Below are 24,010 nucleotides of genomic sequence, written 5' to 3' on the forward strand. Positions count from 1 at the left end.
GCCCTTGCGGGCCACGGCCACGACGTCGTCGCGGAACTCCTTGGGGTAGGGCTTTGCCACGGGGACATCCTTCCACCTGAGGCCGGAACCTCAGAGATCAGGTGTCAACCAAACTCGGGGCAGACCCCAGGAACGCTGAGTCAGACCTGCATATCGACGAACCGCGAGTAGTGACCCTGGAACGCTACGGTGATCGTGTCCGTCGGGCCGTTACGGTGCTTCGCGACGATCAGGTCCGCTTCGCCAGCTCGCGGCGACTCCTTCTCGTATGCGTCTTCGCGATGCAAAAGTATGACCATGTCCGCATCCTGCTCAATTGAGCCACTTTCGCGCAAATCAGACATTGCAGGCTTCTTGTCGGTGCGCTGCTCCGCGCCACGGTTGAGCTGCGAGATCGCGATGACCGGGACCTCGAGCTCCTTCGCGAGCAGCTTCAGCGCCCGGGAGAACTCCGACACCTCCTGCTGACGCGACTCGACGCGCTTGCCGGACGTCATGAGCTGCAGGTAGTCGATGACCACGAGCTTGAGGTCGTGTCGCTGCTTGAGTCGCCGACACTTGGCACGGATCTCCATGAGCGACATGTTCGGCGAGTCGTCGATGAACAGCGGAGCCTCGGAGATCTTGCCCATCGTCGCGGCGAGCTTCTGCCAGTCGTCCTCGCCCATCGAGCCGTTACGCATCTTCTGCAGGTGGATGCGCGCCTCGGCCGCCAGCAGACGCATCGTGATCTCGTTGCGGCTCATCTCGAGCGAGAACACCACGGATGCCAGGTTGTGCTTGATCGACGCGCTTCTGACGACGTCGATTCCTAGAGTTGATTTGCCGATGGCCGGCCGGGCGGCGACGACGATCATCTGCCCCGGGTGGAGCCCGTTCGTGAGCCGGTCCAGGTCCGCGAACCCGGTCGGCACGCCGACCATGCCCTCGCCGCGGTGGCTGGCCGCCTCGATCTCGTCGACGGTGCCGCCGATGATGTCCGACAGCGGCAGATAGTCCTCGGTGGTCCGCCGCTCCGTCACGGCGTAGACCTCGGCCTGCGCGTTGTTGACGATGTCGTCGACGTCGCCGCCGTCGGTCGCGTACCCGAGCTGGACGATGCGCGTCCCGGCCTCGACGAGGCGGCGCAGCACGGACCGCTCGCGCACGATGCGTGCGTAGTACCCGGCGTTCGCGGCCGTCGGCACGCCGGCCATGAGGTCGTGGATGTAGGGGGCACCGCCGATGCGGGTGAGCTCGCCGCGCTTCTGCAGCTCGGCGACGACGGTGATCGCGTCGGCGGGCTCGCCCCGGCCGTAAAGGTCGATGATCGACTCGTAGACGACCTCGTGCGCGGGGCGGTAGAAGTCGGAGCCGCGGATCTGCTCGATGACGTCGGCGATCGCGTCCTTCGACAGGAGCATGCCGCCCAGGACGCTCATCTCCGCCGCGACGTCCTGCGGGGGCGTGCGGTCGAAGCCGGTGGGCCCCGGTCCCCCGTAGCTCTCCTCGAGCTCGTCGATCGACATGCGCCCCTCATCCCCCCGGTCCCGCCGACGCCCACAAGGGCCCCGACGCCCGGGCATCGCCCGCGTCGTACATCAGTTCTACAGCGGGCCACCCACAAGACCGCCCCGGTGGCCGCGCCTCCCACCCCCGACAGGCACGACCTGGCGACACTAGATCCCGCATCCAGGCCCCGCAAACGAGCCTGTGCACACACCGGTGGACAGACCGCCCGTTCCTGTGGACGAACGGTCCCAGCCTGTGCACATAACGTGGATAACCCTGTGGACAGAGCACGGATGTCCCTGTGTACACCTCCGCGCGCGGGGTTTGACCTGCGCCTTCACTACCCTCAGGGTGTGGACGAAAGAAAGTCCGGCGACACGCCGACGCTCGACCGCCAGATCGTCGCGCTCGCCCTGCCTGCTCTCGGCGCGCTCGTGGCCGAGCCGCTCTTCGTCCTGGTCGACTCCGCCGTCGTCGGCCACCTCGGCACGGCCCAGCTCGCGGGCCTGTCCCTCGCGTCCACCCTGCTGGTCACCCTCGTCGGGCTGTGCGTGTTCCTCGCCTACGCGACCACGGCCGCGGTCGCCCGCCGTCTCGGCGCCGGACGCGAGCGCGAAGCCCTGCAGTCCGGCATCGACGGGCTCTGGCTCGCGCTGGGCCTCGGCGTCGTGCTCGCGCTCGTGCTGCTGCTCGCCGCGCCCTGGGCCACGGACGCGATGGGCGGGGCGGGCGCCGTCGGGCAGCATGCCGTCACCTACCTGCGCTGGTCCGCGCTCGGTCTGCCCGGGATGCTGCTGGTCCTGGCGTCCACCGGCGTGCTGCGCGGGCTGCAGGACACCCGCACCCCCCTGTGGGTCGCAGCGGGCGGGGCGACGTTCAACGGGGTGCTCAACGTCGTGCTCGTCTACGGGCTCGGCCTGGGGATCGCCGGGTCGGGGATCGGGACCGCGGTCGCCCAGACCGCGATGGGCCTCGTCCTCGTCGTCGTGGTCGTCCGCGGCGCCCGACGCCGCGGCGCCTCCCTGCGCCCGGCCACCGGCGGCATCTGGGCCAACGCGCGCGCCGGCGCGCCGCTGTTCGTACGCACCCTCTCGCTGCGGCTCGCCATCCTGCTCACGGTGTTCGTCGCCGCCGGCCTCGGCGAGGTCGCGCTCGCCGGCTACCAGGTCGTCGCCTCCGTGTGGGGCCTGGCGGCGTTCGCGCTCGACGCCCTCGCGATCGCGGCGCAGGCGCTCGTCGGTTTCGGGCTCGGGGCCGGCGACGTCCCGCGCGTCCGCGGCGTCCTGCGCCGCACCCTGCAGTGGGGCGTGGCCGCGGGCGCGGTGATCGGCGTCGTGATGGCCGCGGGCGGCTGGTGGTTCGCGCTGCTCTTCACGTCGGACCCGCAGGTCCGGACCGCCGTCGCGCTCGGCATGGCGGTCTGCGGCGCACTCATGCCCATGGCGGGCTGGGTGTTCGTGCTCGACGGCGTCCTCATCGGCGCCGGCGACGGCCGGTTCCTCGCCTGGGCGGGCATGGTGACGCTCGTCGTGTACGCGCCGGTCGCGCTCGCCGTGCGGCACTGGGCGCCCGACGGCGCCCCCGGCCTCGCGTGGCTCTGGCTGGCCTTCGCGGGCGTCTTCATGGCGGCACGAGCCCTCACGACAGGCCTGCGCGCCCGAGGCACCACCTGGATGACCACGGGCGCCGCCCCCTGACACGACACCTGGCTCACCGGGGGCTGACACGTGGGTGGGGGGATGACGAAGGCCCGGTGCCGGGAGCTCGCGAGGAGCTCCGGCACCGGGCCTTCGGGTACTGCTGGATCAGGCAGCGACGACCTTCACCGTGACGGTCGCGGAGACCTCAGGGTGCAGGCGCACGGAGACGGTGTAGTCCCCGGTCGACTTGATCGGCTGGCCGATCTCGATCTTGCGCTTGTCCACCGACGGGCCCTCGGCCGCGGCGACCGCGGACGCGATGTCCGCCGTCGTCACGGCGCCGAAGAGACGACCGGCAGCGCCGGACTTCGCCTCGACCACGACCGTCTTCGCCTGCAGCGAGTCACGGATCGCCTTCGCGTCGTCGAGCGACGCGATCTCGCGGGCCTTGCGCGCCTTGCGGATCGCAGAGACCTGCGACTCGGCGCCCTTGGTCCACGGCGTGGCGAGCTTGCGCGGGACGAGAAAGTTCCGGGCGTACCCGTCCTTCACCTCGACGACGTCGCCAGGCTCACCGAGACCGGTGACCTCGTGGGTCAGAATCAGCTTTGCCATGTTCTTCCCCTTCCTCAGCGAGCCGTCGACGTGTACGGCAGCAGGGCCATCTCACGCGCGTTCTTGACGGCACGGGCGATCTGGCGCTGCTCCTGCACGGAGACGCCGGTCACGCGACGCGCACGGATCTTCCCGCGGTCGGAGATGAACTTCCGCAGCAGGACGGTGTCCTTGTAGTCGACCGTCTCGATCTTGGCCGTCTTCAGCGGGTTGGACTTCTTCTTGGGCTTACGCACCACAGGCTTGGCCATGGTGTTGCTCCTCTACAAGGTGCGATCCTCGCGAGCGGTCCGCGCCGACGGGCGGCGACAGGCCTACGAGGATGGGTGTGTGTATCCGGGAAGGCGTCCGGTCAGAACGGGGGCTCGTCGGAGAACGAACCACCGGACGACGCGGGACCAGCCGTGGCCCACGGGTCGTCGTTCTGCTGACCGGCGCCGGAAGCGCTGAAACCACCGCCGGCGGAGGCACCGCCACCGCCGAAGTTGCCGCCACCGCCGCCACCGCCGAAGTTCCCGCCACCCGAGCTCTGCGCCCGGGTGACCTTCGCCGTGGCACGTCGCAACGACGGGCCGACCTCGTCGGCCTGCATCTCGACGACGGTGCGCTTCTCTCCCTCGCGAGTCTCGTACGAACGCTGGACGAGGCGGCCCTGCACGATCACGCGCATGCCCTTCGTCAGCGACTCCGCGACGTTCTCCGCGGCCTCGCGCCAGATCGAGCAGCGCAGGAACAGCGTCTCCGCGTCCTTCCACTCGTTCGTCTGACGGTCGAAGGTCCGCGGCGTCGACGCCACCGTGAAGCTGGCCACTGCTGCACCCGATGGGGTGAAGCGCAGCTCCGGGTCAGCGGTCAGATTGCCGATCACCGTGATGACGGTGTCACCTGCCATGCCAGCTCCTCGTTCCTGTGTGCGTCGTGCGTCGTTGTCGCGGCTGTCGCGTGGCTCGTGCTGCTCTCGCGTCGGCTCATCCCATCACGCGGCACCGACACGCGCGAGGGCGTGCGGGCACACGATCAGCAGGGCGTGCCGAGCAGGGGCGGGGGGAGGTTCAGCGAGCGTCCGTGCGCAGGATCTTGGTCCGCAGCACAGCCTCGTTCAGGCCGAGCTGACGGTCCAGCTCCTTGGCGGTCGCGGACTCCGACGTGAAGTCGACGACCGCGTAGATGCCCTCGGACTTCTTGTCGATGTCGTACGCCAGGCGGCGACGACCCCAGATGTCCACCTTGTCGACGTTCCCACCGTCGGTCTTGATGACCGTCAGGTACTTGTCGAGCGACGGGCCGACGGTGCGCTCCTCGACCTCAGGGTCAAGGATGATCATCATCTCGTACTTGCGCATGTGGGTAACCCACCTCCTCTGGTCTTCACGGCCACGGCCTTTCCGTGGCAGGAGGGTTCATGCACTGCAGGCTGCCCGACGACGCGGCGTCCCCGGGTGGGCACACCGCGGCTCGCGGGTCAGCAGCTCCCCAGGGTACTCGCTGCGCGAGCACCCCGGAAAATCAGGGTCAGCGGAGACGGTCAGCCGGTGCCGCCGTTGCCCCCGCCGCCACCGGCATCGCCCCCGCCACCGCCGTTGCCGCCGCCGTTGCCGCCGCCGCCTCCCCCGCCGTCGTCGCCGCCGCCACCGTCGGTGGGCGGGTCGGTCGGGTCCGGAGCGGGCGGCTCGGTCGGTTCGGTCGGTTCGGTGGGCTGCGTCGCGGGGTCCGGGCCCTTCGACACCACGAGCGCGATGGTCGAGCCGGGCGGGACCTGGCCCCCGCTCGACCCGGCGCTGATCACCGTGCCACGCGGCTGGTCCGAGAACTCCTCGGTGACCTGGGCGCCCAGCCCGAGCGCACCCAGCGCAGCGCGCGCGTCGTCGACGCTGCGACCCACGAGGTCGCCCGGGACGGTGACGTCCTCCGGCTCCTCAGGCTCCTCGGTGGGCTCCTCGGCCGGCTCCTCGGTGGGCTCCTCGGTCGGCTCCTCCGTCTTCGGCTCCTGCTGGGGGACGCGCTGCGTCGGGACGTACGCCGGGAACTCCTCGACCGGCATGCCGTCGAGGGCAGCACCCATGTACTGGGTCCAGGCCTGCACCGGCCAGGTACCACCGGTCATGGACTCGCCCGCCCACTGGCCGAACGGGGTGACCGACTCCTGCTCGCCCTTCGGCCCGGACTGGTAGATCCCGACGACGGTCGCGAGCTGCGGCGAGTACCCGGCGAACCACGCCGACTTGTTCTCGTTCGACGTGCCGGTCTTGCCGGCGAGCGGACGACCGAGCTCCTTCGCGGGCTCGCCCGAGCCGCGCTCGATCACCTGGGTCATCGCGTACGTCGCCGCGGCCATGTCGTCGGCCTCGAACACGCGCTCGCGGTCGTCCGACCCCGGCCCCTCGTGCACGAGGCTGCCGTCGAGCTTCTCGACCTTGGCCACGATGTGCGGGTCCGACCGCAGGCCCTGCGCGGCGAACGTCGCGTACGCGTTCGCGAGCTCGAGCGGGGTGACGGTCGCCGTCCCGAGCACGTTCGCAGCGTTCGACTGGATCTCCGTGTCCTCCGCGATGCCCGCCCGGTGCGCGACCTCGGCCGTCTTCTCGGGGCCGTCCTCGACGTTGAGCTGCGCGTAGACGGTGTTCACGGAGTTCGCGGTCGCCGTGGCGAGGTCGATGGTCCCCCAGCTGTAGCCGTTCCCGACGCCGAAGTTCTGCACCCTCCAGTCGTCGCCGTTGTTCGCCTCGGGGAACGTCCGCGGCGAGTTGCCGTCGTACCGCTCCTCGAGCGTGTGCCCGGCCTCGAGCGCCGCGACGAGCGTGAACGGCTTGAACGTCGACCCACCCTGGGCGGCGCCCATGGTCGAGTTGTTGTACGACTGCTCGAGGTAGTCCGCACCGCCGTAGAGCGCGCGGATCGAGCCGTCGGCCGGGTCGATCGACACGAGCGCCGTGCGCGCGTTCTCGGACGCAGGGTTCGGGTCGTCCTCCTCGGTGCGCGGCACGGACTCGGCGGACTTCACGGCCGCCTTCTGCATCTTGGGGTCGACGGTCGTGGTGACCTTGTACCCCTTCTGGTCCAGGTCCTGCTCGCTGATGCCCTCCTCGACGAGCTCGTCCCGCACCATCGCGAGCAGGTACCCCGTCGGACCGGCGTACCGGTCGGACTTCTTGTACTCCTTGGCCTCGGGGAAGCCGGCGGCCTTCGCCTCGTCGTACTGGGCCTTGTCGATGTGGCCGTCCGCGAGCATGTTGTCGAGGGACCGCCCCCAGCGGTGCTCGGCCTGCTCGGGCGAGACCGCCGGGTCCCAGTTGGTCGGGTTGGGGATGACCCCGGAGATCATCGCGGCCTGCGACACCGTGAGGTCGGCCGCGTCGACGCCGTAGTAGGCCTGGGCGGCGGCCTCGATGCCGTAGGCGCCCCGGCCGAAGTAGATCGTGTTCAGGTAGTTCCCGAGCACGACCTCCTTGTCCTGCTGCTGACCGATCTTGATCGCGAGGACGGCTTCCTTGAACTTGCCGGCGTAGCTGGTCGTCGTGTCGAGGTAGTACCGCTCGACGTACTGCTGCGTCAGGGTCGACGCCCCCTGCGTGTCGCCGCCGCGGATGTTGTTGAGGAACGCGCGCCCGATGCCCTTGAGGTCGACCCCGGAGTTCGTCCAGAACGTGCGGTCCTCCGACGCGACGACGGCGTCGCCCACGTACTTCGGCAGCGTCTCGTACTCGACGATCTCGCGGTCCTCGACCGCGAACTTGCCCATCTCGGAGCCGTCGCCCCAGTAGACGGTGGTCGTCTGGTTGTCGATGTCCGGCAGGGCCGTGGGGACGTCCGTCGTGTAGTACGCGGCGACGACGACGCCCGCGACGAGCGCCACGCCGGTCAGCATCGCCCCGACGACGACGCGCCACGAGGGGAGCCAGCGGCGGAAGCCGCGGACGCGCGAACGCGGATAGTCGAAGAAGCGCCGGCGGCCCCGCGGGGCCGTCGCCTGCTTCGTCCTCGTGGATCGCGCCACGGTCTACCTTCCTCTGGGGGGCAAGCTCGGGGTCCGACGCCGGGCGGCGCAGCGACACGCGCGAGCGTGGGCGCACACGGCGGACCACCCTGAACAATAGGGCGTCACCCCGCCGTGACAAGGCTCGAGAGCGCGCCCGCCGCGATCGTCCCCGATTGATTCGCCGCCGCGTCCCGGGTCCTTCACAACTCGCGGCGGACTCGCCGTGGACCTGTCGTGGACCCGCCGTGGACCAGGGACGTTTGCGCGATGCATCGCGACGATCTACTGTTCCGATGTATCGACTCGATACATCGGGTCGCACCGAGCTGGCGTGACGCCGACTCGACACGGCCTCGATACGGCAGGGGGTGGGATCGTGCGCAGCAAGACACCGGTGCTCGAGACCGCGATCCTCGGCCTGCTCAACGGCTCGCCGCTGCACGGGTACGAGCTGCGCAAGCGGCTCAACCTCATGCTCGGATCGTTCCGCGCCCTGTCCTACGGCTCGCTGTACCCCGCGCTCAAGTCGCTGGTCGCCCGTGGACTGATCAGCGGCAACGAGCAGCCCGCGTCCTCGACGACGCCTCCCGTGCGCCCCCTGTCGGGACGCCGCGCACGGATCGTCTACGAGCTGACGGCGGACGGCAAGGAACAGCTCCAGAGCGTGCTGGCCTCCTCCGGGCCGGCCGCATGGGAGGACGAGAGCTTCGACGTCCGGTTCGCGTTCTTCGCGCAGACCGACGCCGAGACCCGCATCCGCATCCTCGAGGGCCGGCGCATCCGGCTCACGGAGAGGTTGGAGGCGGTCAGGGAGTCCGCGGCTCGCACCCGCGAGCGGCTCGACGAGTACACCCTCGAGCTGCAGCGCCACGGACTCGATCAGGTCGAGCGCGAGGTGCGCTGGCTCGACGGTCTCATCACCACCGAGCGCGACCGCTCCTACGGGCAGACCCGTACGAGCGGCCGCGCACGAACCAGCAGCACCCCGCACCCCGCGGACACACCAGAACAGGAGCCCGACGGCGCACGGCGTCCCGAGGACCCTGGAACTTCGAGAACCAAGGAGCGAGGATGACCTCCATCCGCGTCGCCATCGTCGGCGTAGGCAACTGCGCATCGTCCCTCGTGCAGGGCGTCCACTTCTACCGTGACGCCGACCCGGGCAGCACCGTGCCGGGCCTCATGCACGTCCAGTTCGGCGACTACCACGTGTCGAGCCTGGATTTCGTGGCGGCGTTCGACGTCGACGCGAAGAAGGTCGGGTTCGACCTCTCCGAGGCGATCAACGCCTCCGAGAACAACACCATCAAGATCGCTGACGTCCCGCCGCTCGGCGTGACGGTCCAGCGGGGCCCGACGCTCGACGGCATCGGCAAGTACTACGCCGAGACGATCGAGGAGTCGACGGCCGAGGCGGTCGACGTCGTCGCCACGCTGCGCGAGTCCCGCGCCGACGTGCTGGTCTGCTACCTGCCGGTCGGGTCCGAGGCCGCGGCGAAGTTCTACGCGCAGTGCGCGATCGACGCGGGCGTCGCGTTCGTCAACGCGCTCCCCGTGTTCATCGCGTCCGACCCGGAGTGGGCCGCGAAGTTCGAGGAGGCCGGCGTGCCGATCGTCGGCGACGACATCAAGTCGCAGGTCGGCGCCACGATCACGCACCGCGTGCTCGCGAAGCTGTTCGAGGACCGCGGCGTCGTGCTGGACCGCACGTACCAGCTCAACGTCGGCGGCAACATGGACTTCAAGAACATGCTCGAGCGCGAGCGCCTGGAGTCGAAGAAGGTCTCGAAGACGCAGGCCGTGACCTCCAACCTCACCGGCGCTCTCGCCGGCAAGAAGGAGGACCGCAACGTCCACATCGGCCCGTCGGACTACGTCGCGTGGCTCGACGACCGCAAGTGGGCGTACGTCCGCCTCGAGGGCCGCGCGTTCGGCGAGGTCCCGCTGAACCTTGAGTACAAGCTCGAGGTCTGGGACTCCCCCAACTCCGCCGGCATCATCATCGACGCGGTCCGCGCGGCGAAGATCGCCAAGGACCGCGGCGTCGGCGGCCCGATCCTCTCGGCCTCGACGTACTTCATGAAGTCCCCGCCGGTCCAGATGGAGGACACGAAGGGCCGGGCGCAGCTGGAGTCCTTCATCGCCGGGGACGTGGAGCGCTGATCCGGAGCGCAGCAGAGGTTGAGGGCCCGGCATGCTTTTCGCCGGGCCCTCGGCCGTCGCGCAGCGCAGGATCAGCGCGACCATGAGGATCAGGCGCTGATCCCGAGTGCAGCAGAGGCTGAGGACCCGGCATGCTTTTCGCCGGGCCCTCGGCCGTCGGCCCGGCATGCTTTTCGCCGGGCCCTCGGCCGTCGCGCAGCGCAGGATCAGCGCGACCATGAGGATCAGGCGCTGATCCCGAGTGCAGCAGGGGTCGAGGGCTGAACCTGGCCGCTCGCGTCGCGGGCGGCGCTGGTGCGGCGGGACTACGAGTGCCTGCGGCGGGCGAGCAGGACCCCGCCCGCGCCGAGCAGGACCAGGAGCAGTGCCGCGCCCGCCACGGCGATCACGTCCGCTCCCGTCGCGGGCAGCGGCCCCGGACCCGGGGTGGGCGTCGGGGTCGGGGTGGGCGTCGGCGGGTGCTTCGGGGTGAACTCGTTCGCCACACCGGCCACCTGCACGATCCCGTCGGCGTCGCCCGCTCCGCTGAGCGTGATCGTGCCGCTGATCACGGGGTCCTCCCAGGTACCCCCGTCGACGTCGGGAGCCGGGTCCTCGAAGACCGTGCACTCGGTGCCGACCGGCAGGTCCGCAGCCAACGTCTCGGTGCTCTCGCCCGCCTCGAGCGACCACGTGCCGTCCGTCACGACACCTTCGGGATCTGTGCACTGCCACGTCCCGGAGTACACGGTGTCCGCCGGGACCACGTCGCCGTCGTCGGTCAGGGACTTGGCGATCCGGAAGCCCGCGGCGGCCGGCGTGAACTCGTTGTCCACCGTGACCACCGGGACCGGGTCGTTCGCCGCGACGCCCAGCGTCACCTCGGCGCTGACGACCGGGTCCACCCAGTCGCCACCGGCCTGGTCCGCGGGCGGGTCCTCCGTGACCGTGCAGACCGAGCCCACCGGCAGGTCCGTCGCCACCGTGACCGTCTCCCCCGCGATCAGCGTCCAGTCGCCCGACCCGACCTCGGTGTCCGCGTCGGGGTAGGTGCACACCCACTCCCCCGTGAACTGGGTCCCGTCCGGGACCAGGCTCCCGTCGTCGGTCAGGTTCTTGGTGATCGCGAAGCCCGTCGCGTCCGCGTCCAGCTCGTTGTCGACCGTCACCAGCGGGATCGGGTCGGCGTCACCCGCTCCGATCACGATCGGGTCCGAGACCACCGGGTCCACCCACTCGCCGTCGTCCACGTCCGTCGGCGGGTCCTCCGTCACCGTGCACGTCGCACCGACGGGCATGTCCGTCGCGACCGTCGCCGTCTCCCCGGCCGTCACGGACCACGTCCCGCTGCCGACCTCGGTGCCCGCGTCCGGGTACGTGCAGACCCAGGTCCCGGTGAACTCGGTGTCCGGGGGTACCAGGCCGCCGGTGTCCGTCAGCTCCTTGGTGATGTCGAAGCCCGACGACGGCACGCGCGTGTTCGTCACCGTCACCGTCGTGTCGGTCGAGCTCCCGTCGACGAGGAACCAGTCGTCCGGCTCGATCGTGACCTCGTAGCTCGGGTCCACGTCCGGCTCGGTGACCAGGATCTGCGCACCCGCCGGCAGCGTGCTCGGCGACTCGGGGACGTCCGCGCTCTCGCCGTCGGCGAGGGTCACGGTCTGGAACGGGTCGGACCCGAGCGGGTCGCCGCGGAAGTCCCGCGCCTGCACCTCGATCGTGAACTCCTGGTCCGGGTCGACGTACAGGTCGTCCGGGTTCTCCACGACCTTCTCGACGCTCGTGGACACGTCGGCGACGTAGCCGGCGTCGATGGTCGGGTCGTTGTGGCCCGGCGAGCCGGCGGTGTAGACGACCTGCCCGGTCGCCTGGTCCGCGTCGGAGTCCACCTGGTCCTCGGGACCTCGGTCGTCGGTCGGTCCCTGGACCGTGAGCGCGGCCTCCGTCCACGGGACCGCCCCGAACGTCGCGAACGACGGGTCGTTCGCGGCGAACACGTCGCCGGTGGTCGGTGCGACGAACTCGACGGTGTAGTCCCCGCCGTCGGGGTCGAAGCCCTCGATGGCGGGGTCGTCGGTCGCGAAGTAGTACTGCCCGTTCGCGTCCGTCGTCGAGGTGGCGATCGTCGCCCCCTGGGGGTCGAGGAGGTTGACGGTGACCCCGGGCAGGGGCGGCTCGTCGGCGTCCTGACGACCGTCCTGGTCGGCGTCGAACCACACCACGTTCCCGATCTGCAGCGGCGCGAGCGGGAGCAGGGTGGCGACGTCGCCGAGCCCACCGGCCTTCTTCACGGAGGCACCGGTCTCCGGACCGGAGATGATGCGGGCGTCCGCGCGCGAGCCGTCGTCCGTGCTGAACCAGGAGAACCCGTTGGTCCGGTACTCGCCGCCCGGGTCGTAGGCCGTCGAGAGGATCTGGTCGACGCCGGGGATCGTCGCCAGCGCTCCCGTCGTCGTCTCGTGGTGGACCGGCGGGATGCTGACGTAGTCCGGGTCCTGCCACTGGGCCGAGTAGACGTTCGTGTCCTCGAAGAACTCGCCGCCACCCGGGCCCTCCGCACGACCTCCCGGAGCGGTCGACTTCCCGGGGATCGATCCCGCGCTCTCGAGCGTGAACCCGCCCGCGCCGTCGGGCGCGGCGATCAGCGTGTCACCGTTGCTGTAGGCGGTGAAGCCGCCGCCCGTGCCGTTCGTCTCGCCGCCAGGCCCGTAGTAGTCCGCACCCATCTGCAGGGAGAAGCGGTCCTGGAGACCGACGACGAGCTCGCCGTCCGCGGTGAAGTCGATCGAGCTGAGGATCGGCTGCGCGTGCGCGACGCCCTCGGCGCCCTCGTTCTCGATCCCCCAGCCGGTCGCGTCGAACGTGTCCGTCCACGGGTGCCAGAGGCAGACCTCGACCGGGTCCGGCGGAGCCGACGGCGGTGACGTGTCCGTGCACGACCGGCCCGGGCGCTCCCAGGGCAGCCCGTTCAGGTAGTCCATGCCGATCGTGAGGGCGGCCGGGGCCGTGGCCAGCGAAGCCAGGTCGGTCTCCGGTGCGCTGCGCACGACGCTCGTCATCGCGCTCGTCGGTGCGGTCGTGCCGCTGACGTGGCCGACGAGCACCTGTCCGTCGTGGACCTCGACGGCCCAGGGGCGGTCGTCGTCACCCAGGCCCAGGTCGATCTCGTCGACGAGCGACGCGCTCGCGATGTCGATGACGAGCAGCTGCTTGCTGTACAGGTTCATCGCGTACAGCAGGGTCTGGTCGGTGCTCACCGCCATGCCGCCGATGCCGACCTTGCCCGCCCACTCGTACCCGGTCGGGTCGAGGCCGGGGTTGTTCGGGTCGTCCGTGATCGGCCGGCCCACGGGCGAGAGGTCGAGCCCGGGGGGCGCGACGTCGGTCAGGGTCGACACGTCGAGCCACTGCTCGACCGCGCCGGGCGTGCCGACGAGCCCGGTGCCCGGGTCCATGACGTCGGGGACGCGGTAGATCCCCCCGATACCGAGCGGCCCGAGGTCCGTGTGGCGCTTGAGCAGCGCGGCCGCGAGCACGTCACCGGTGCTGCGCTGCGTGGCCATCCCCCACAGGGCGCCCGTGTCCTGGGTCTGGGCGAGGACGACACCGTTGCGGAGATAGCTGGAGACGCGGTCCGGGCTCGCGGGGTCGGGCTCGAGGTTGAACGCCGGGGCCTGCGAGACGTCGGTGTACTGGTCCTGCCACGGGTAGACCACGAGGGACTGCCAGGTCGCGGCGTACGGGTTGTCGCGCGTGCCCGCGTAGTGGATCGCGCTCACCACGGGGGTGTCGGTGCCCGCGGACGAGAAGTCTCCCGGCGCGTTGATCCCGAAGTCCGCGTCCGTGTCGCCGATCGTGACGAGCTGCACGTCGCTGCGGCTGTAGGTGCCCGACCCGTCCGCCGCGAGCAGGGAGTACGACGGGTGGTACCCCGCGGGCAGGTCGGAGAACGTGAGGCGGATCTCGTCGGTGTCCGCGCCCGTCACCGTCACGTCGTACGTGCCGTCCGCGCCCGACGTCGCCGTCCCGACCACGGTCTCGTCCCGGTCCACCGCCGTGACGAGCACCCCACCGATGCCGCGATCGACCGGGACGCCCGGCGCGACCGTCGTGTCCAGGAGCCCGTCGGAGTCGAAGTCGTGGAACACCGTGCCGGAGACGGACCCGTCGGCGGCGACCGCCGGGGCGACCGTGCCGGGCAGCCCGCCCGCGATGCCGACCGCCGCGAGGCTCAGGGCCACCAGCGCGGCGACGCGGGGCCGGGCCCGGTGGACCGCGCTGCGCGCGACGGCGCGTGCGTGCCGCGGTCGGTCCGGTGCACTCGTCATCCGGTGCTTCTCCTCGTGCCTCGCTGCCCGTCACACCCCCATGTGATCGCGCCCACCGATGGTTCGAGACCTACCATGCGCCATGACGCCCCTTCCGGCCACCGAGGCACGGGCGAGATGGGGTAACGATCCGACATACGTCAGGAGGGGCGCAGAACCGTCCCGAGCGGCCGGTCCGGGGTGAACCCGGGGAGGACGAGGAACGCGCCGGACGCCGTCGTGCGCGCCAGGGACGTCAGGGCGTCGGCCTCGTCGAGCCGGAGCTGGGTGCGGACGAACGTGTCCAGGTCCCGCTGGAAGGACATGAACAGCGCGCCCTGCTCGCCGCCGTCGGAGAACGAGTAGCTGCGCCGCAGCATGAGCGTGTCCAGGCCCGCGGGCAGCGGGTGCGCGCGCGAGACGTGCGCGTCGCGCGGGATGAGGAGGTTCCCGGCGTCGTCCTTGGCATGGATGTTGGGCTCCGTCGTCGCGTCACCACCCGACAGGGGCGCGCCCGTGGCGCGCACGCGCCCGACGGCGGCCTCCTGGTCGGCCACCGGCAGCGCCGTGAACGCGGCGGTGTCCAGGGGCATCTTCCGCACGACGAACGTCGTCGCGCCCGCGAGCGCCCCGTCCAGCCAGACGGCGGCATCGACGTCCGCGGCGGTGCGCGGGATGCTGAGCCCGTCGTGGAAGCCGACGACGTTGCGCGGCGCCGGCGCGTCCCCCGACTCGTCGCGCGGCACGACGAACCCGTGGACGCTCCAGCGCTCGGAGACACCGCCCCCGGCCGTCAGGGCCCGCACGACGGCGTCGCGCGCCAGCGCGACGACCACGCCGTCGTCGGCGCGGACCAGGACGACCACGTCACCTCCGGTCGTCGCGTCGGTGAGGTCGTCCCGCCCGAAGGCGGGCAGCTCGGTCGCGGCCGGGGTGTCGGCACCGAGCAGGGCGGCGACCACGCGCGGACCGACCCCGACCGTGACGGTCAGCCGCGCCGGCCCGAGTCCCGCGAGCGCCCGGGAGGTCCCGTCGGCGAGGTCGGCGATCGTCTGCCCGACGACGTCGAGCCGGTCCGCGAGAGCGGTCGGGTCGGTCACGTCGAGGGTGACGACCTCCGCGTGCCGCTGGATCGCGTGCGGACGCACGACGCCGCCCTGGTGCGTCCCCTGGGCCGCGACGCGAGCCGTCGCGGTCCCCTCGTCGGGGCCGCCGCCGTCGGGACGGGCCTGGCCAGGTCCGGTGGCGGGGGCCGTCTCGCGGCCCGCGACCGTGCCGACGGCTGCGCCGGCCAGTCCGACGCCGCCGACGACGAAGGACCGCGCGAGGAACTGGCGCCGGCTGGCACCCGGCGCGTCCCCGGTGTCCTCGTCCTCGGTGCCCTGGCCCGCTGAGGTCATGGGACGAGGGTAGGCGTCGGTAGGGTCGGGCCATGCGTCGTTCCCGACTCGTGCCCGCGGCCGTGCTCGCCGCGGTGCTGCTGCTCGGGGCCTGCTCCCCGGACGGCGGTGAGGAGCTGCCCGACGCCGACGCGGGGAGCGGGGACGTCAGGGTGCCCGCGGACGTGCCCACCATCCAGGAAGCGGTGGACCAGGCGGCCGACGGCGATGTCGTCGTCGTGGGACCGGGAACGTACACCGAGAGCGTGCAGATTCGTACGCCGAACCTCACGCTGCGCGGGACGGACCGCAACGGCGTGGTGATCGACGGCGGCCAGGTCCGGGGCAACGGGATCGTCGTGACGGCCCCGGGCGTGACGGTGGAGAACCTCACGGTGCGGGGCCACAACCTCAACGGGATCCTCGTCACGGGCCTGACGGCGGACGGCGGCCTCGCGGCGGGCAGCGACGGGTACACGCGGCTCGACCCCGAGGAGTTCCCGCCGCTGCAGGGTTTCGCGGTGCGGTCCGTGACGACGTACAACAACGGGCTCTACGGCGTGTACGCGTTCGACGCGAACGACGGCGTGATCGAGGACAGCTATGCGTCGGGGCACGCGGACTCCGGGTTCTACGTGGGCCAGTGCCGGGACTGCCGGATCGTCGTGCGCGGCAACGTGGCGGAGCACAACGCGGTGGGCTACGAGCAGACGAACGCGAGCGACTCCGTGACGGTCGTGGGCAACAGGTTCACGGACAACCGGGTGGGGGCGTCGCTGCTGTCGGACTACCAGGAGGCGTTCGTGCCGCAGCACGGCACGACCTTCGCGGGGAACGTCGTCAGCGACAACGCGCAGGCACAGACGCCCGCGGAGGCGAACGGCGTGTTCGGGGTGGGCGTCGCGGTCACGGGCGGGCAGGACGACGTCGTCGCGCGCAACCGCGTCGAGGACAACCCCGCCGCAGGCATCTGGATCGCCTCGACCGAGGACCTCGCGCCGGACGGCAACCGCATCGAGGGCAACGTCGCCCGCGGCAACGGCGTGGATCTCGCCTACACGGGCAGCGAGCGCGCGCCCGGCGCGGGGAGCTGCGCGGCGGACAACACGCTCGACACCACGCTCCCCGCGGACCTGCTCGACCTCTGGCCCTGCCCCGACGGCGGGACGCGCGCTCCCGGCGGGGCGCTCGACCTGCCCGAGGCGCCACCCGGCATCTCGTTCCGCGACGTGCCCGCGCCACCGGAGCAGCCCTCGATGACCGCGGCCGACCTCGACGCGGCGCCGGGGGCCCGCGCCCCCGCGGTCGACGCCGACGCCATCGCCGCGACCGGCGTCCCCGCCGCAGACCTCCTCGCCGACCGGGCCCGCTCGTGAGGCCGGACCCCGTCGTGCGACGCGGCCGCACGCGGCGGCGCGCGACCGGCGTCGGGCTCGTGGTCGCGGCGGCCACCGCCCTGGGGGCCTGCACCTCGGGGCCCGACGACGCGCCGTCGGGCAGCCGGGACGACGCACCGCGGGCGGTCACCCAGGACGAGGCGGACCGGCTCGCCGTGGCGCGGTTCAACGTCTACGACCAGCACTACGTCGACCTGGTCGCGACCGTCCCGGTGGAGGGGCAGACGCTGCGGCTCGACGGGACGGCGGACACGCAGGCCCACGCCGCCTCCGCGCGCGTCGAGTCCAGCGACGGGCAGCACGCGCTGCTGCAGTGGACGCTCGCCGCGAAGGCGCTCTACCCGGTCGGGGCGGCCGACGACCCGGGGCTGGACCCGGCCGACCTCCCGGACCCGACGGCCCTGCCCGCCGACGGCTGGACCGTCGCGGGCCTGGGCCCGGACGACCCGCTGGACGCGGCCCTCGTCGTGATCCTCAACCTGGCGTCCGACCGGCCGGAGAACGCGCAGCTGCTGCGGCAGAACGGCGCGCAGCGGGTGGGGACGCAGGAGATCGACGGGACCGCGGTGGACGTGTTCACCGCACCCGCCGCGACGGGCGGCAGCGACGACCGGGTGCGCTGGTTCGTCGACGACCAGGGCGTGCTGCACCGCGTGGAGGCCGACGTCGGACGCGACGTGCCGCTCGTCGTGGACCTGACGCCGTCGCAGGCCACCGAGGTCCCGGTCATCGACGCTCTCGTCGAACCGTAACCTTGACGCCGTGGGTGTGATCTCGGAGCTGCGGGCGCTGCTGCGCCTGGAGGGCTTCCGCAAGCTGTTCGCCGTCCGGCTCGTGTCGCAGGCGGGCGACGGCATGTTCCAGGTGGGCCTCGCGTCCCTGCTGTTCTTCTCCCCCGAGTCGCAGGGGACGGCGACGGCGATCGCCGGGGCCTTCGCCGTCATGCTCGCGCCCTTCACGATCGTCGGCCCGTTCGCCGGCGTGTTCCTCGACCGGTGGCAGCGCCGCCAGGTGCTCGTGTGGGGCAACGCGGTGCGCGTGGTCCTCGCCCTGGGCATGGCCGCGATGATGCTGACCGGCGGGGTGAGCGGCTGGATCTACGCGGTCGGCCTCGCAGCACTGTCCGTCAACCGGTTCCTGCTGGCAGGGCTGTCCGCAGGGATGCCGCGGGTCGTCGACGGCCCCCTGCTGCTCACCGCCAACTCCCTCGCCCCCACGCTGGGTGCGGGCGCCGCGTTCCTGGGGGGCGGCGTCGGGTTCGTCCTCGGGCTCACGTTCCCGCCCGGACGGGTCAAGGACTCGGTCGCGCTCGTGTGCGCGGGGGTCGTGTTCGGGGCGGCGTCGCTGCTCGCGCTGCGGATGAGCCGCACCCGGCTGGGACCGGATCGTCCTGCCGAGGCGGCGTTGACGAGCGAGATCGCCAAGGTCCTGGCCGGGCTGGCCGACGGCGCGCACTACCTCGTGCGCCGGCGCACCCCCGGGCAGGCGCTGCTGGCGATGGCGACCCACCGGTTCCTGTACGGCGTCGTGTTCATCGCGTCGATCCTCATGGCGCGCAACCTGCTCTCGCCCGAGTCCCAGGACGCCGGTCTCGCGACGTTCGCCGTGATCATCGGGCTCACGGGGGTCGGCGGGGCGGGCGCCGTCGTCCTGACCCCGACCCTGTCCCGCTACACCGGACCGCAGGTGTGGATCGCGCTCATGCTGCTCCTCGCCGCCGCGAGCCAGCTGCTGTTCCTCACCGAGCCGACGCGAACCGTCGTGTACGTCGGGGCGGCGCTCCTGGGGCTCGCGGCCCAGGGGACCAAGATCGCCGTCGACACGATCGTCCAGCGCGACACCGAGGACGGCTACCGCGGGCGCGCGTTCGCGTTCTACGACGTGCTCTACAACGCGGCGTTCGTCGGCGCCGCCGCGCTCGCGGCGTTCACGCTCCCGGACGAGGGGTGGTCGCGCGGGGTGTTCGTCGCGCTCGCCGTCGCCTACGTCCTCGCCGCGCTCCTGATGTGGCTGCGCGGCGCACGGACCGCCGCACCCGCAGGCATGCCCGACGACGTCCCCGCACCCCCCGGGCGGCCGCTGCCCCAGGACGGCCGGGCCTGACCGCACGGCACGCCCGGCCCGACCTCGACGGGCTCGACCGGCCGCGTGCGAGCCGGCGTTCGTACGATGGCCGGGTGACAGACCTGCCCCCGCCCAGCACCGCGTACCTCGATCACGTCGCCGCCGAGACCGAGGAACGCCGTCGGGCGGCGGTCGGACCGGGAGGGGCCGCCGTCGACCCCGGGCCCGCCGTCGCGACGCCCGAGCCCCTGCGCGATGCCGTCGAGACGGCGGTCGCGGGCCTGGGGCCGGACCTCGTCCGGGTCGTCCACACCCTGCACGAGCATCCCGAGACCGCGTTCGCCGAGCACGACAGCGCGCGCCTGCTGGTCGACCTGGTCGCGTCCCACGGGATCGCCGTCGAGGCGGGCGCACACGGCGTGCCCACCGCGTTCCGCGCCGAGCTCGGGACCGGGGACGGTCCCACCATCGCGATCTGTGCGGAGTACGACGCGCTGCCCGGGATCGGGCACGCCTGCGGGCACAACGTCATCGCCGCCGCGGGGGTCGGCGCGTTCCTCGCGTTGCGCGACGTTCTGGGTGGCGGGCTGCGTGGTGCGGGCCGGCCGGGGAGCGACGGGCCGGTGCCGGGCCGGGTCGTGCTGCTCGGCACGCCCGCCGAGGAGGGGCACAGCGGCAAGGAGGTCCTGGCCCGGGCGGGCGCGTTCGACGACGTCGACGCGGCGATCATGGTGCACCCGTACGGGGTCGACGTCGCCGACCAGGTGTGGCTCGGCCGGCGCCTGCTGACGTGGACGTTCACCGGGCGCGCGGCGCACGCGTCGGCGCAGCCGTTCATGGGTCGCAACGCGCTCGACGCCGCGCACCTGGCCTACCAGGGGATCGGCCTCCTGCGGCAGCAGATGCCGCCGTCCGACCGGGTGCACGCCACGATCGCCGAGGGCGGGACCCGGCCCAGCATCATCACCGAGCGGGCCGTCATGCACCTGTACGCGCGCTCCAAGTACGCCGACACGCTGCGTGACCTGTCGTCGCGTCTCGACGACGTCGCACGCGGGGCCGCTCTCATGACGGGTACCGAGGTCCGCATCGACTGGGACGACGGCGCGCACCCGTCCCTGCCGGTGCGCACCAACCAGGCCCTGACCCGGCGGTGGGTCGCCGCGCAGCGGCGGCGCGGCCGGGACGTGCTCCCGGGCGGGGTCGTCTCGGAGACGCTCGCGGCGTCGACGGACTTCGGCAACGTCAGCTTCCGCGTTCCCGGGATCCACCCGCTCATCCAGGTCTCCGCACCGGACGTCGCCCTGCACACCGTGGAGTTCGCCCGGGCGGCGGGCGGGCGGGCGGCCGAGGTCGCGGCCCTCGACGGGGCCGCCGGTCTCGCGCAGACCGCGCTGGACTACCTGTGCGACCCGGAGCTGCAGGACGCGGTCGCCCGGGAGTTCACCGCGCAGGGCGGACCCGTCGACGTGCCGCGCTACTTCGACTGAGCCCGTGCCGGTCCCGACCGGTCCCGACCCGCGACCTGCACCCACCACCGTGCCGAGGCCGGTGCCGCGACGGCCGATGACTTCGGTACCGAAAAGAAGTCGTCAGGTCAGGAGGGAATAACGCAGGATCGTTCGTGGTCGTACAGGGTACGGACAGCGCGCCGAGCGCGGTGTCCGTCCGGACTGCCGCACGTCACGCGGACCTCCCCACGACCGACCCGACGACGGCCGCGCCACCGCGCGCACACCGTCCGACCTGCCCACCGCCGGCCCGGAACGCGACCGGCGCGCCCACCCACGCGAGCGGAGCCCACCCGTGACAGCATCTCCGACCACCACGCACGCACCTCCCGGCACGCTCTCCCGCCAGAACTTCCTCGTGATCGCGCTGCTGCTGGTCTCCACGTTCGTCGCGATCCTCAACGAGACCACGATGAGCGTCGCCGTCCCGGTGATCATGGACGAGTTCGGCGTCACCGCCGCGTCGGGCCAGTGGCTCATGACGGCGTTCCTGCTCACGATGGCGGTCGTGATCCCGACGACGGGCTGGTTCATCGGGCGCGTCGGGACCCGGGTCGCCTACCTCACCGCGATGTCGATCTTCAGCGTCGGCACGCTGCTCGCTGCGCTCGCGCCGACGTTCGGCGTCCTGCTCGGAGCCCGCGTGCTGCAGGCCTCGGGGACGGCGGTGCTGTTCCCGCTGCTCATGACCACGGTCATGACGCTCGTTCCCGCAGCGCGCCGCGGCCAGGTCATGGGGAACGTGTCGCTCGTCATCTCCGTCGCTCCCGCGCTCGGCCCGACCATGTCCGGCGCCGTGATCGAGATCGCGAGCTGGCGCTGGACGTTCGGCGTCGTGCTCCCCATCGCCCTGATCGCGTTCGCGATCGGTACCCGGTACGTCCGCAACACGGCGGAACGTACACAAGCGCACCTCGACCTGCTGTCCGTGCTGCTCGCCGTCGGCGCGTTCGGCGGGCTCGTGTACGGCATGTCGGCGTTCGGCGAGAGCGCGCAGGGCGGAGCCGGTCTCCCCGGTGTTCCCCTGTGGGCCCCGCTCGCGGCCGGTGCCGTGCTCCTCGTCCTGTTCGGGCTGCGCCAGCTCTCGCTGCAGAAGCACGACGACGCGCTGCTCGACCTGCGGGTGTTCCGCTCGCGCGGGTTCTCCACCGGCCTCGGCATCCTCGCCACCGGCATGGTGGCGATGTTCGGCGTCATCATCCTCCTGCCGATGCTCCTGCAGGACGTCCTGGGACTCACGACGCTCCAGACCGGCCTCACGATGCTTCCCGGAGGCATCCTCATGGGCGTCCTGTCGCCCGGCGTCGGCCGCCTCTACGACCGGTTCGGTCCGCGCCCGCTCGCCGTCCCGGGGCTGCTCGCCGTCGCGACCGCGATGTTCCTGCTCACGCGCGTCCACGAGGGTTCCCCGGCGTGGAACGTGCTCGTCGCGCACGTCGTGCTCAGCCTCGGCCTGGCGTTCGTGTTCACTCCGTTGTTCACCACGGCGCTGTCGTCGGTGCGCCCGGACATGTACGCGCACGGCTCGGCGACGCTCGCCACGCTGCAGCAGCTCGCGGGTGCGGCCGGGACCGCGATCTTCGTCGCGATCATGTCCACGGCGGCCCGCGGCCTCGAGGCCGGCGGCGAGTCCGAGACCTCCGCCCTCGCCGGCGGGATCGACACGGCCTTCATGGTCGGTGCGGTCGTCGCGCTCGTGGCCGCGGTCGTCGCGACCACGCTGTCCAAGCCGGTCGAGCAGGACGGCGCCCCGCACCCGCACGGCGGATCGACCGTCGATCCCGTCGACGTCACGGACGAGCCGCTGCGGGCCGACCCGGCCCCGCTCCCGTCGGCCCCGGTGCAGGACGCCCCGGTCTCCCGCTGAGACCCGTGGTCGACCAGGCGGTCGTGGCACGTCCCGCTCCGAGGACGAGCCGCGACCGCCTGGTCAGCGGCAGGCCGAGGCGCCAGGAGTCATGACGACGACGACTCCGGCTGGGTGGCCCACCAGGCCAGGAGGTCCTCGCGGGCGACGTCCGCCGCGACCGGGCCGCGGTCCAGGCGCCGCTCGAGCAGGTACCGGTACGCACGGCCCACGACCGGGCCGGGAGCGATGCCGAGCGCCTGCATGATCTGCTCGCCGTCGAGGTCCGGGCGCACCGCGTCGAGCTCCTCCTTCGCGCGGAGCTCCGCGATGCGACGCTCGAGGTCGTCGTAGGACTCGCGCAGCCGCTGTGCCTTGCGCCGGTTGCGCGTCGTGCTGTCGGCCCGCGTCAGCCGGTGCAGCCGCTCGAGCAGCGGGCCCGCGTCGGTCACGTAGCGCCGCACGGCCGAGTCGGACCACGCGCCGTCGCCGTACCCGTGGAACCGCAGGTGCAGCTCCACCAGGCGCGCGACGTCCTTGACCACCTGCTTCTCGTACCGCAGGGCCTTGAGCCGCTTCGCCACCAGCTTCGCGCCGACCACCTCGTGGTGGTGGAAGCTCACGCCCCCGCCGTCCTCGAACCGACGCGTGGCCGGCTTGCCGACGTCGTGCAGCAACGACGCGAGCCGCAGCACGAGGTCCGGTGCCGGCACCGCCCCGTCCGGGCCGGTCTCCTGCGCGATCGCCTGGTCCAGCACCGTCAGCGAGTGCTGGTAGACGTCCTTGTGCCGGTGGTGCTCGTCGATCTCGAGCTGCAGGGCCGGCAGCTCGGGCAGCACGTGGTCGGCGAGGCCCGTGTCCACGAGCACCTCGAGCCCGCGCCGCGGCTCGTCCCCGCACACCAGCTTGGTCAGCTCGACCTGCACCCGCTCGGCGGACACGATCTCGATGCGCGAGGACATCGCGACCACCGCTGCGAGCGTCCCCGGTTCGACCGAGAAGCCGAGCTGGGCCGCGAACCGTGCGGCGCGCATCATGCGCAGCGGGTCGTCGTCGAACGACCGCTCCGGCGCGATCGGCGTGCGCAGCACGCGCCGGGCCAGGTCCGTCAGTCCGTCGAACGGGTCCACGAACGTCATGTCCGGTACGCGGACCGCCATCGCGTTGACCGTGAAGTCGCGGCGCGACAGGTCCCCGTCGAGCGTGTCGCCGAACGCGACCACCGGCTTGCGCGACGTCGGGTCGTACTCGTCCGTGCGGTACGTCGTCACCTCGACGACGATCTCGGGCGAGAACCTCTTCGCACCGATCGTGCCGAACTCCTTGCCGATGTCCCAGTGCGCGTCGCCCCACCGCGCGAGCAGGGTCTGGGTCTCGTCGGGAGACGCGGACGTCGCGAAGTCCAGGTCGTTGCTCGCGCGCCCGAGGAACGCGTCCCGCACGGGGCCGCCGACGAGCGCGAGCTCGTGGCCGGCCGCGCGGAAGACCTCTCCGAGCTCGACCGCTGCGGGTGCCATCTCGGTGAGCACGCCGAGGGCGCGACGCTGGAGCTCGAGCGCAGCGCCGGGAGACGGGAGTTCGGAAGGTATGGGCACGACGTCCAAGCCTGCCAGATCCCCGCGGTCCGCGGTGCGCCGACGGC

Annotated in this window: 17 protein-coding genes; 8 read left to right on the forward strand and 9 right to left on the reverse strand. The window is 72.1% G+C overall.

Annotated elements, in window-relative coordinates; translation table 11 throughout:
• Positions 1-140 precede the first annotated feature (140 nt).
• Entirely contained in the window at positions 141-1,508 is a 1,368-nt protein-coding gene (dnaB, locus tag IF651_RS12895; RefSeq protein ID WP_206715331.1) for a replicative DNA helicase, read from the reverse strand.
• Positions 1,509-1,844: 336 nt separating this feature from the next.
• Here dnaB and IF651_RS12900 point away from each other — a divergent pair, with 336 nt between their 5' ends.
• The gene (locus tag IF651_RS12900) at positions 1,845-3,188 is read left to right on the forward strand and encodes an MATE family efflux transporter (protein WP_338403946.1); all 1,344 of its coding nucleotides are present in this window, start codon (positions 1,845-1,847) and stop codon (positions 3,186-3,188) included.
• A 108-nt stretch (positions 3,189-3,296) separates the two neighbouring features.
• Here the strand turns inward: IF651_RS12900 and rplI are convergent, their stop codons facing one another.
• The 5 genes from rplI to IF651_RS12925 all read right to left on the reverse strand — a co-directional run bounded on the left by rplI (position 3,297) and on the right by IF651_RS12925 (position 7,740).
• Positions 3,297-3,746: a 50S ribosomal protein L9 gene (gene rplI, locus IF651_RS12905; RefSeq protein WP_191829547.1), complete on the reverse strand. Its 450-nt coding sequence runs from the start codon at positions 3,744-3,746 to the stop codon at positions 3,297-3,299.
• Between the two features lie 14 nt (positions 3,747-3,760).
• Positions 3,761-3,997, reverse strand: coding sequence for a 30S ribosomal protein S18 (gene rpsR, locus IF651_RS12910; RefSeq protein WP_069386010.1), 237 nt, complete (start codon positions 3,995-3,997; stop codon positions 3,761-3,763).
• A gap of 101 nt (positions 3,998-4,098) precedes the next feature.
• Positions 4,099-4,638, reverse strand: coding sequence for a single-stranded DNA-binding protein (locus IF651_RS12915; protein ID WP_191829548.1), 540 nt, complete (start codon positions 4,636-4,638; stop codon positions 4,099-4,101).
• Between the two features lie 160 nt (positions 4,639-4,798).
• Positions 4,799-5,089: a 30S ribosomal protein S6 gene (gene rpsF / locus IF651_RS12920; RefSeq protein WP_191829549.1), complete on the reverse strand. Its 291-nt coding sequence runs from the start codon at positions 5,087-5,089 to the stop codon at positions 4,799-4,801.
• Positions 5,090-5,271: 182 nt separating this feature from the next.
• Entirely contained in the window at positions 5,272-7,740 is a 2,469-nt protein-coding gene (locus tag IF651_RS12925; protein WP_191829550.1) for a transglycosylase domain-containing protein, read from the reverse strand.
• A 358-nt stretch (positions 7,741-8,098) separates the two neighbouring features.
• Here IF651_RS12925 and IF651_RS12930 point away from each other — a divergent pair, with 358 nt between their 5' ends.
• Positions 8,099-8,797 (forward strand): helix-turn-helix transcriptional regulator, encoded by a 699-nt coding sequence (locus tag IF651_RS12930; protein ID WP_191829551.1) that lies wholly within the window; start codon positions 8,099-8,101, stop codon positions 8,795-8,797.
• Positions 8,794-9,885, forward strand: a complete 1,092-nt coding sequence (locus IF651_RS12935; protein ID WP_191829552.1) for an inositol-3-phosphate synthase — start codon at positions 8,794-8,796, stop codon at positions 9,883-9,885. The genes IF651_RS12930 and IF651_RS12935 overlap by 4 nt, the downstream gene beginning before the upstream one ends.
• Positions 9,886-10,190: 305 nt before the next feature.
• On the opposite strand, the gene IF651_RS12940 is transcribed toward IF651_RS12935, so the two are convergent.
• Both IF651_RS12940 and IF651_RS12945 read right to left on the reverse strand, forming a co-directional pair.
• Positions 10,191-14,192 (reverse strand): DUF5979 domain-containing protein, encoded by a 4,002-nt coding sequence (locus IF651_RS12940; protein WP_191829553.1) that lies wholly within the window; start codon positions 14,190-14,192, stop codon positions 10,191-10,193.
• Positions 14,193-14,332: 140 nt separating this feature from the next.
• Complete coding sequence (locus IF651_RS12945) at positions 14,333-15,571, reverse strand: Dyp-type peroxidase (RefSeq protein ID WP_191829554.1); 1,239 nt, start codon at positions 15,569-15,571, stop codon at positions 14,333-14,335.
• Between the two features lie 32 nt (positions 15,572-15,603).
• On the opposite strand from IF651_RS12945, the gene IF651_RS12950 reads away from it, so the two are divergent.
• The 5 genes from IF651_RS12950 to IF651_RS12970 all read left to right on the forward strand — a co-directional run bounded on the left by IF651_RS12950 (position 15,604) and on the right by IF651_RS12970 (position 22,389).
• Positions 15,604-16,926 (forward strand): right-handed parallel beta-helix repeat-containing protein, encoded by a 1,323-nt coding sequence (locus IF651_RS12950; protein WP_191829555.1) that lies wholly within the window; start codon positions 15,604-15,606, stop codon positions 16,924-16,926.
• Positions 16,923-17,699, forward strand: coding sequence for a hypothetical protein (locus IF651_RS12955; protein ID WP_191829556.1), 777 nt, complete (start codon positions 16,923-16,925; stop codon positions 17,697-17,699). The genes IF651_RS12950 and IF651_RS12955 overlap by 4 nt, the downstream gene beginning before the upstream one ends.
• 10 nt (positions 17,700-17,709) lie before the next feature.
• Positions 17,710-19,050: an MFS transporter gene (locus IF651_RS12960; protein WP_191829557.1), complete on the forward strand. Its 1,341-nt coding sequence runs from the start codon at positions 17,710-17,712 to the stop codon at positions 19,048-19,050.
• Between the two features lie 74 nt (positions 19,051-19,124).
• The gene (locus IF651_RS12965) at positions 19,125-20,501 is read left to right on the forward strand and encodes a M20 family metallopeptidase (protein WP_338403947.1); all 1,377 of its coding nucleotides are present in this window, start codon (positions 19,125-19,127) and stop codon (positions 20,499-20,501) included.
• 316 nt (positions 20,502-20,817) lie between these two features.
• The gene (locus IF651_RS12970; RefSeq protein ID WP_338403948.1) at positions 20,818-22,389 is read left to right on the forward strand and encodes an MDR family MFS transporter; all 1,572 of its coding nucleotides are present in this window, start codon (positions 20,818-20,820) and stop codon (positions 22,387-22,389) included.
• Positions 22,390-22,478: 89 nt separating this feature from the next.
• Here the strand turns inward: IF651_RS12970 and IF651_RS12975 are convergent, their stop codons facing one another.
• On the reverse strand, positions 22,479-23,957 hold the full coding sequence (locus IF651_RS12975; protein ID WP_422110487.1) for a CCA tRNA nucleotidyltransferase: 1,479 nt from the start codon (positions 23,955-23,957) through the stop codon (positions 22,479-22,481).
• Positions 23,958-24,010: the final 53 nt, after the last annotated feature.

This window comes from Cellulosimicrobium arenosum (assembly GCF_014837295.1).
Classification (GTDB): Bacteria; Actinomycetota; Actinomycetes; order Actinomycetales; family Cellulomonadaceae; genus Cellulosimicrobium; species Cellulosimicrobium arenosum.

Bases quoted from the DNA above. Each gene is read 5' to 3' on its own strand.
- IF651_RS12945 (WP_191829554.1), bottom strand. From the start codon at position 15,571: ATGACCTCAGCGGGCCAGGGCACCGAGGACGAGGACACCGGGGACGCG.
- rpsF (WP_191829549.1), bottom strand. From the start codon at position 5,089: ATGCGCAAGTACGAGATGATGATCATCCTTGACCCTGAGGTCGAGGAG.
- rpsR (WP_069386010.1), bottom strand. From the start codon at position 3,997: ATGGCCAAGCCTGTGGTGCGTAAGCCCAAGAAGAAGTCCAACCCGCTG.
- IF651_RS12915 (WP_191829548.1), bottom strand. From the start codon at position 4,638: ATGGCAGGTGACACCGTCATCACGGTGATCGGCAATCTGACCGCTGAC.
- IF651_RS12940 (WP_191829553.1), bottom strand. From the start codon at position 14,192: ATGACGAGTGCACCGGACCGACCGCGGCACGCACGCGCCGTCGCGCGC.
- IF651_RS12950 (WP_191829555.1), top strand. From the start codon at position 15,604: ATGCGTCGTTCCCGACTCGTGCCCGCGGCCGTGCTCGCCGCGGTGCTG.
- rplI (WP_191829547.1), bottom strand. From the start codon at position 3,746: ATGGCAAAGCTGATTCTGACCCACGAGGTCACCGGTCTCGGTGAGCCT.
- IF651_RS12935 (WP_191829552.1), top strand. From the start codon at position 8,794: ATGACCTCCATCCGCGTCGCCATCGTCGGCGTAGGCAACTGCGCATCG.
- dnaB (WP_206715331.1), bottom strand. From the start codon at position 1,508: ATGTCGATCGACGAGCTCGAGGAGAGCTACGGGGGACCGGGGCCCACC.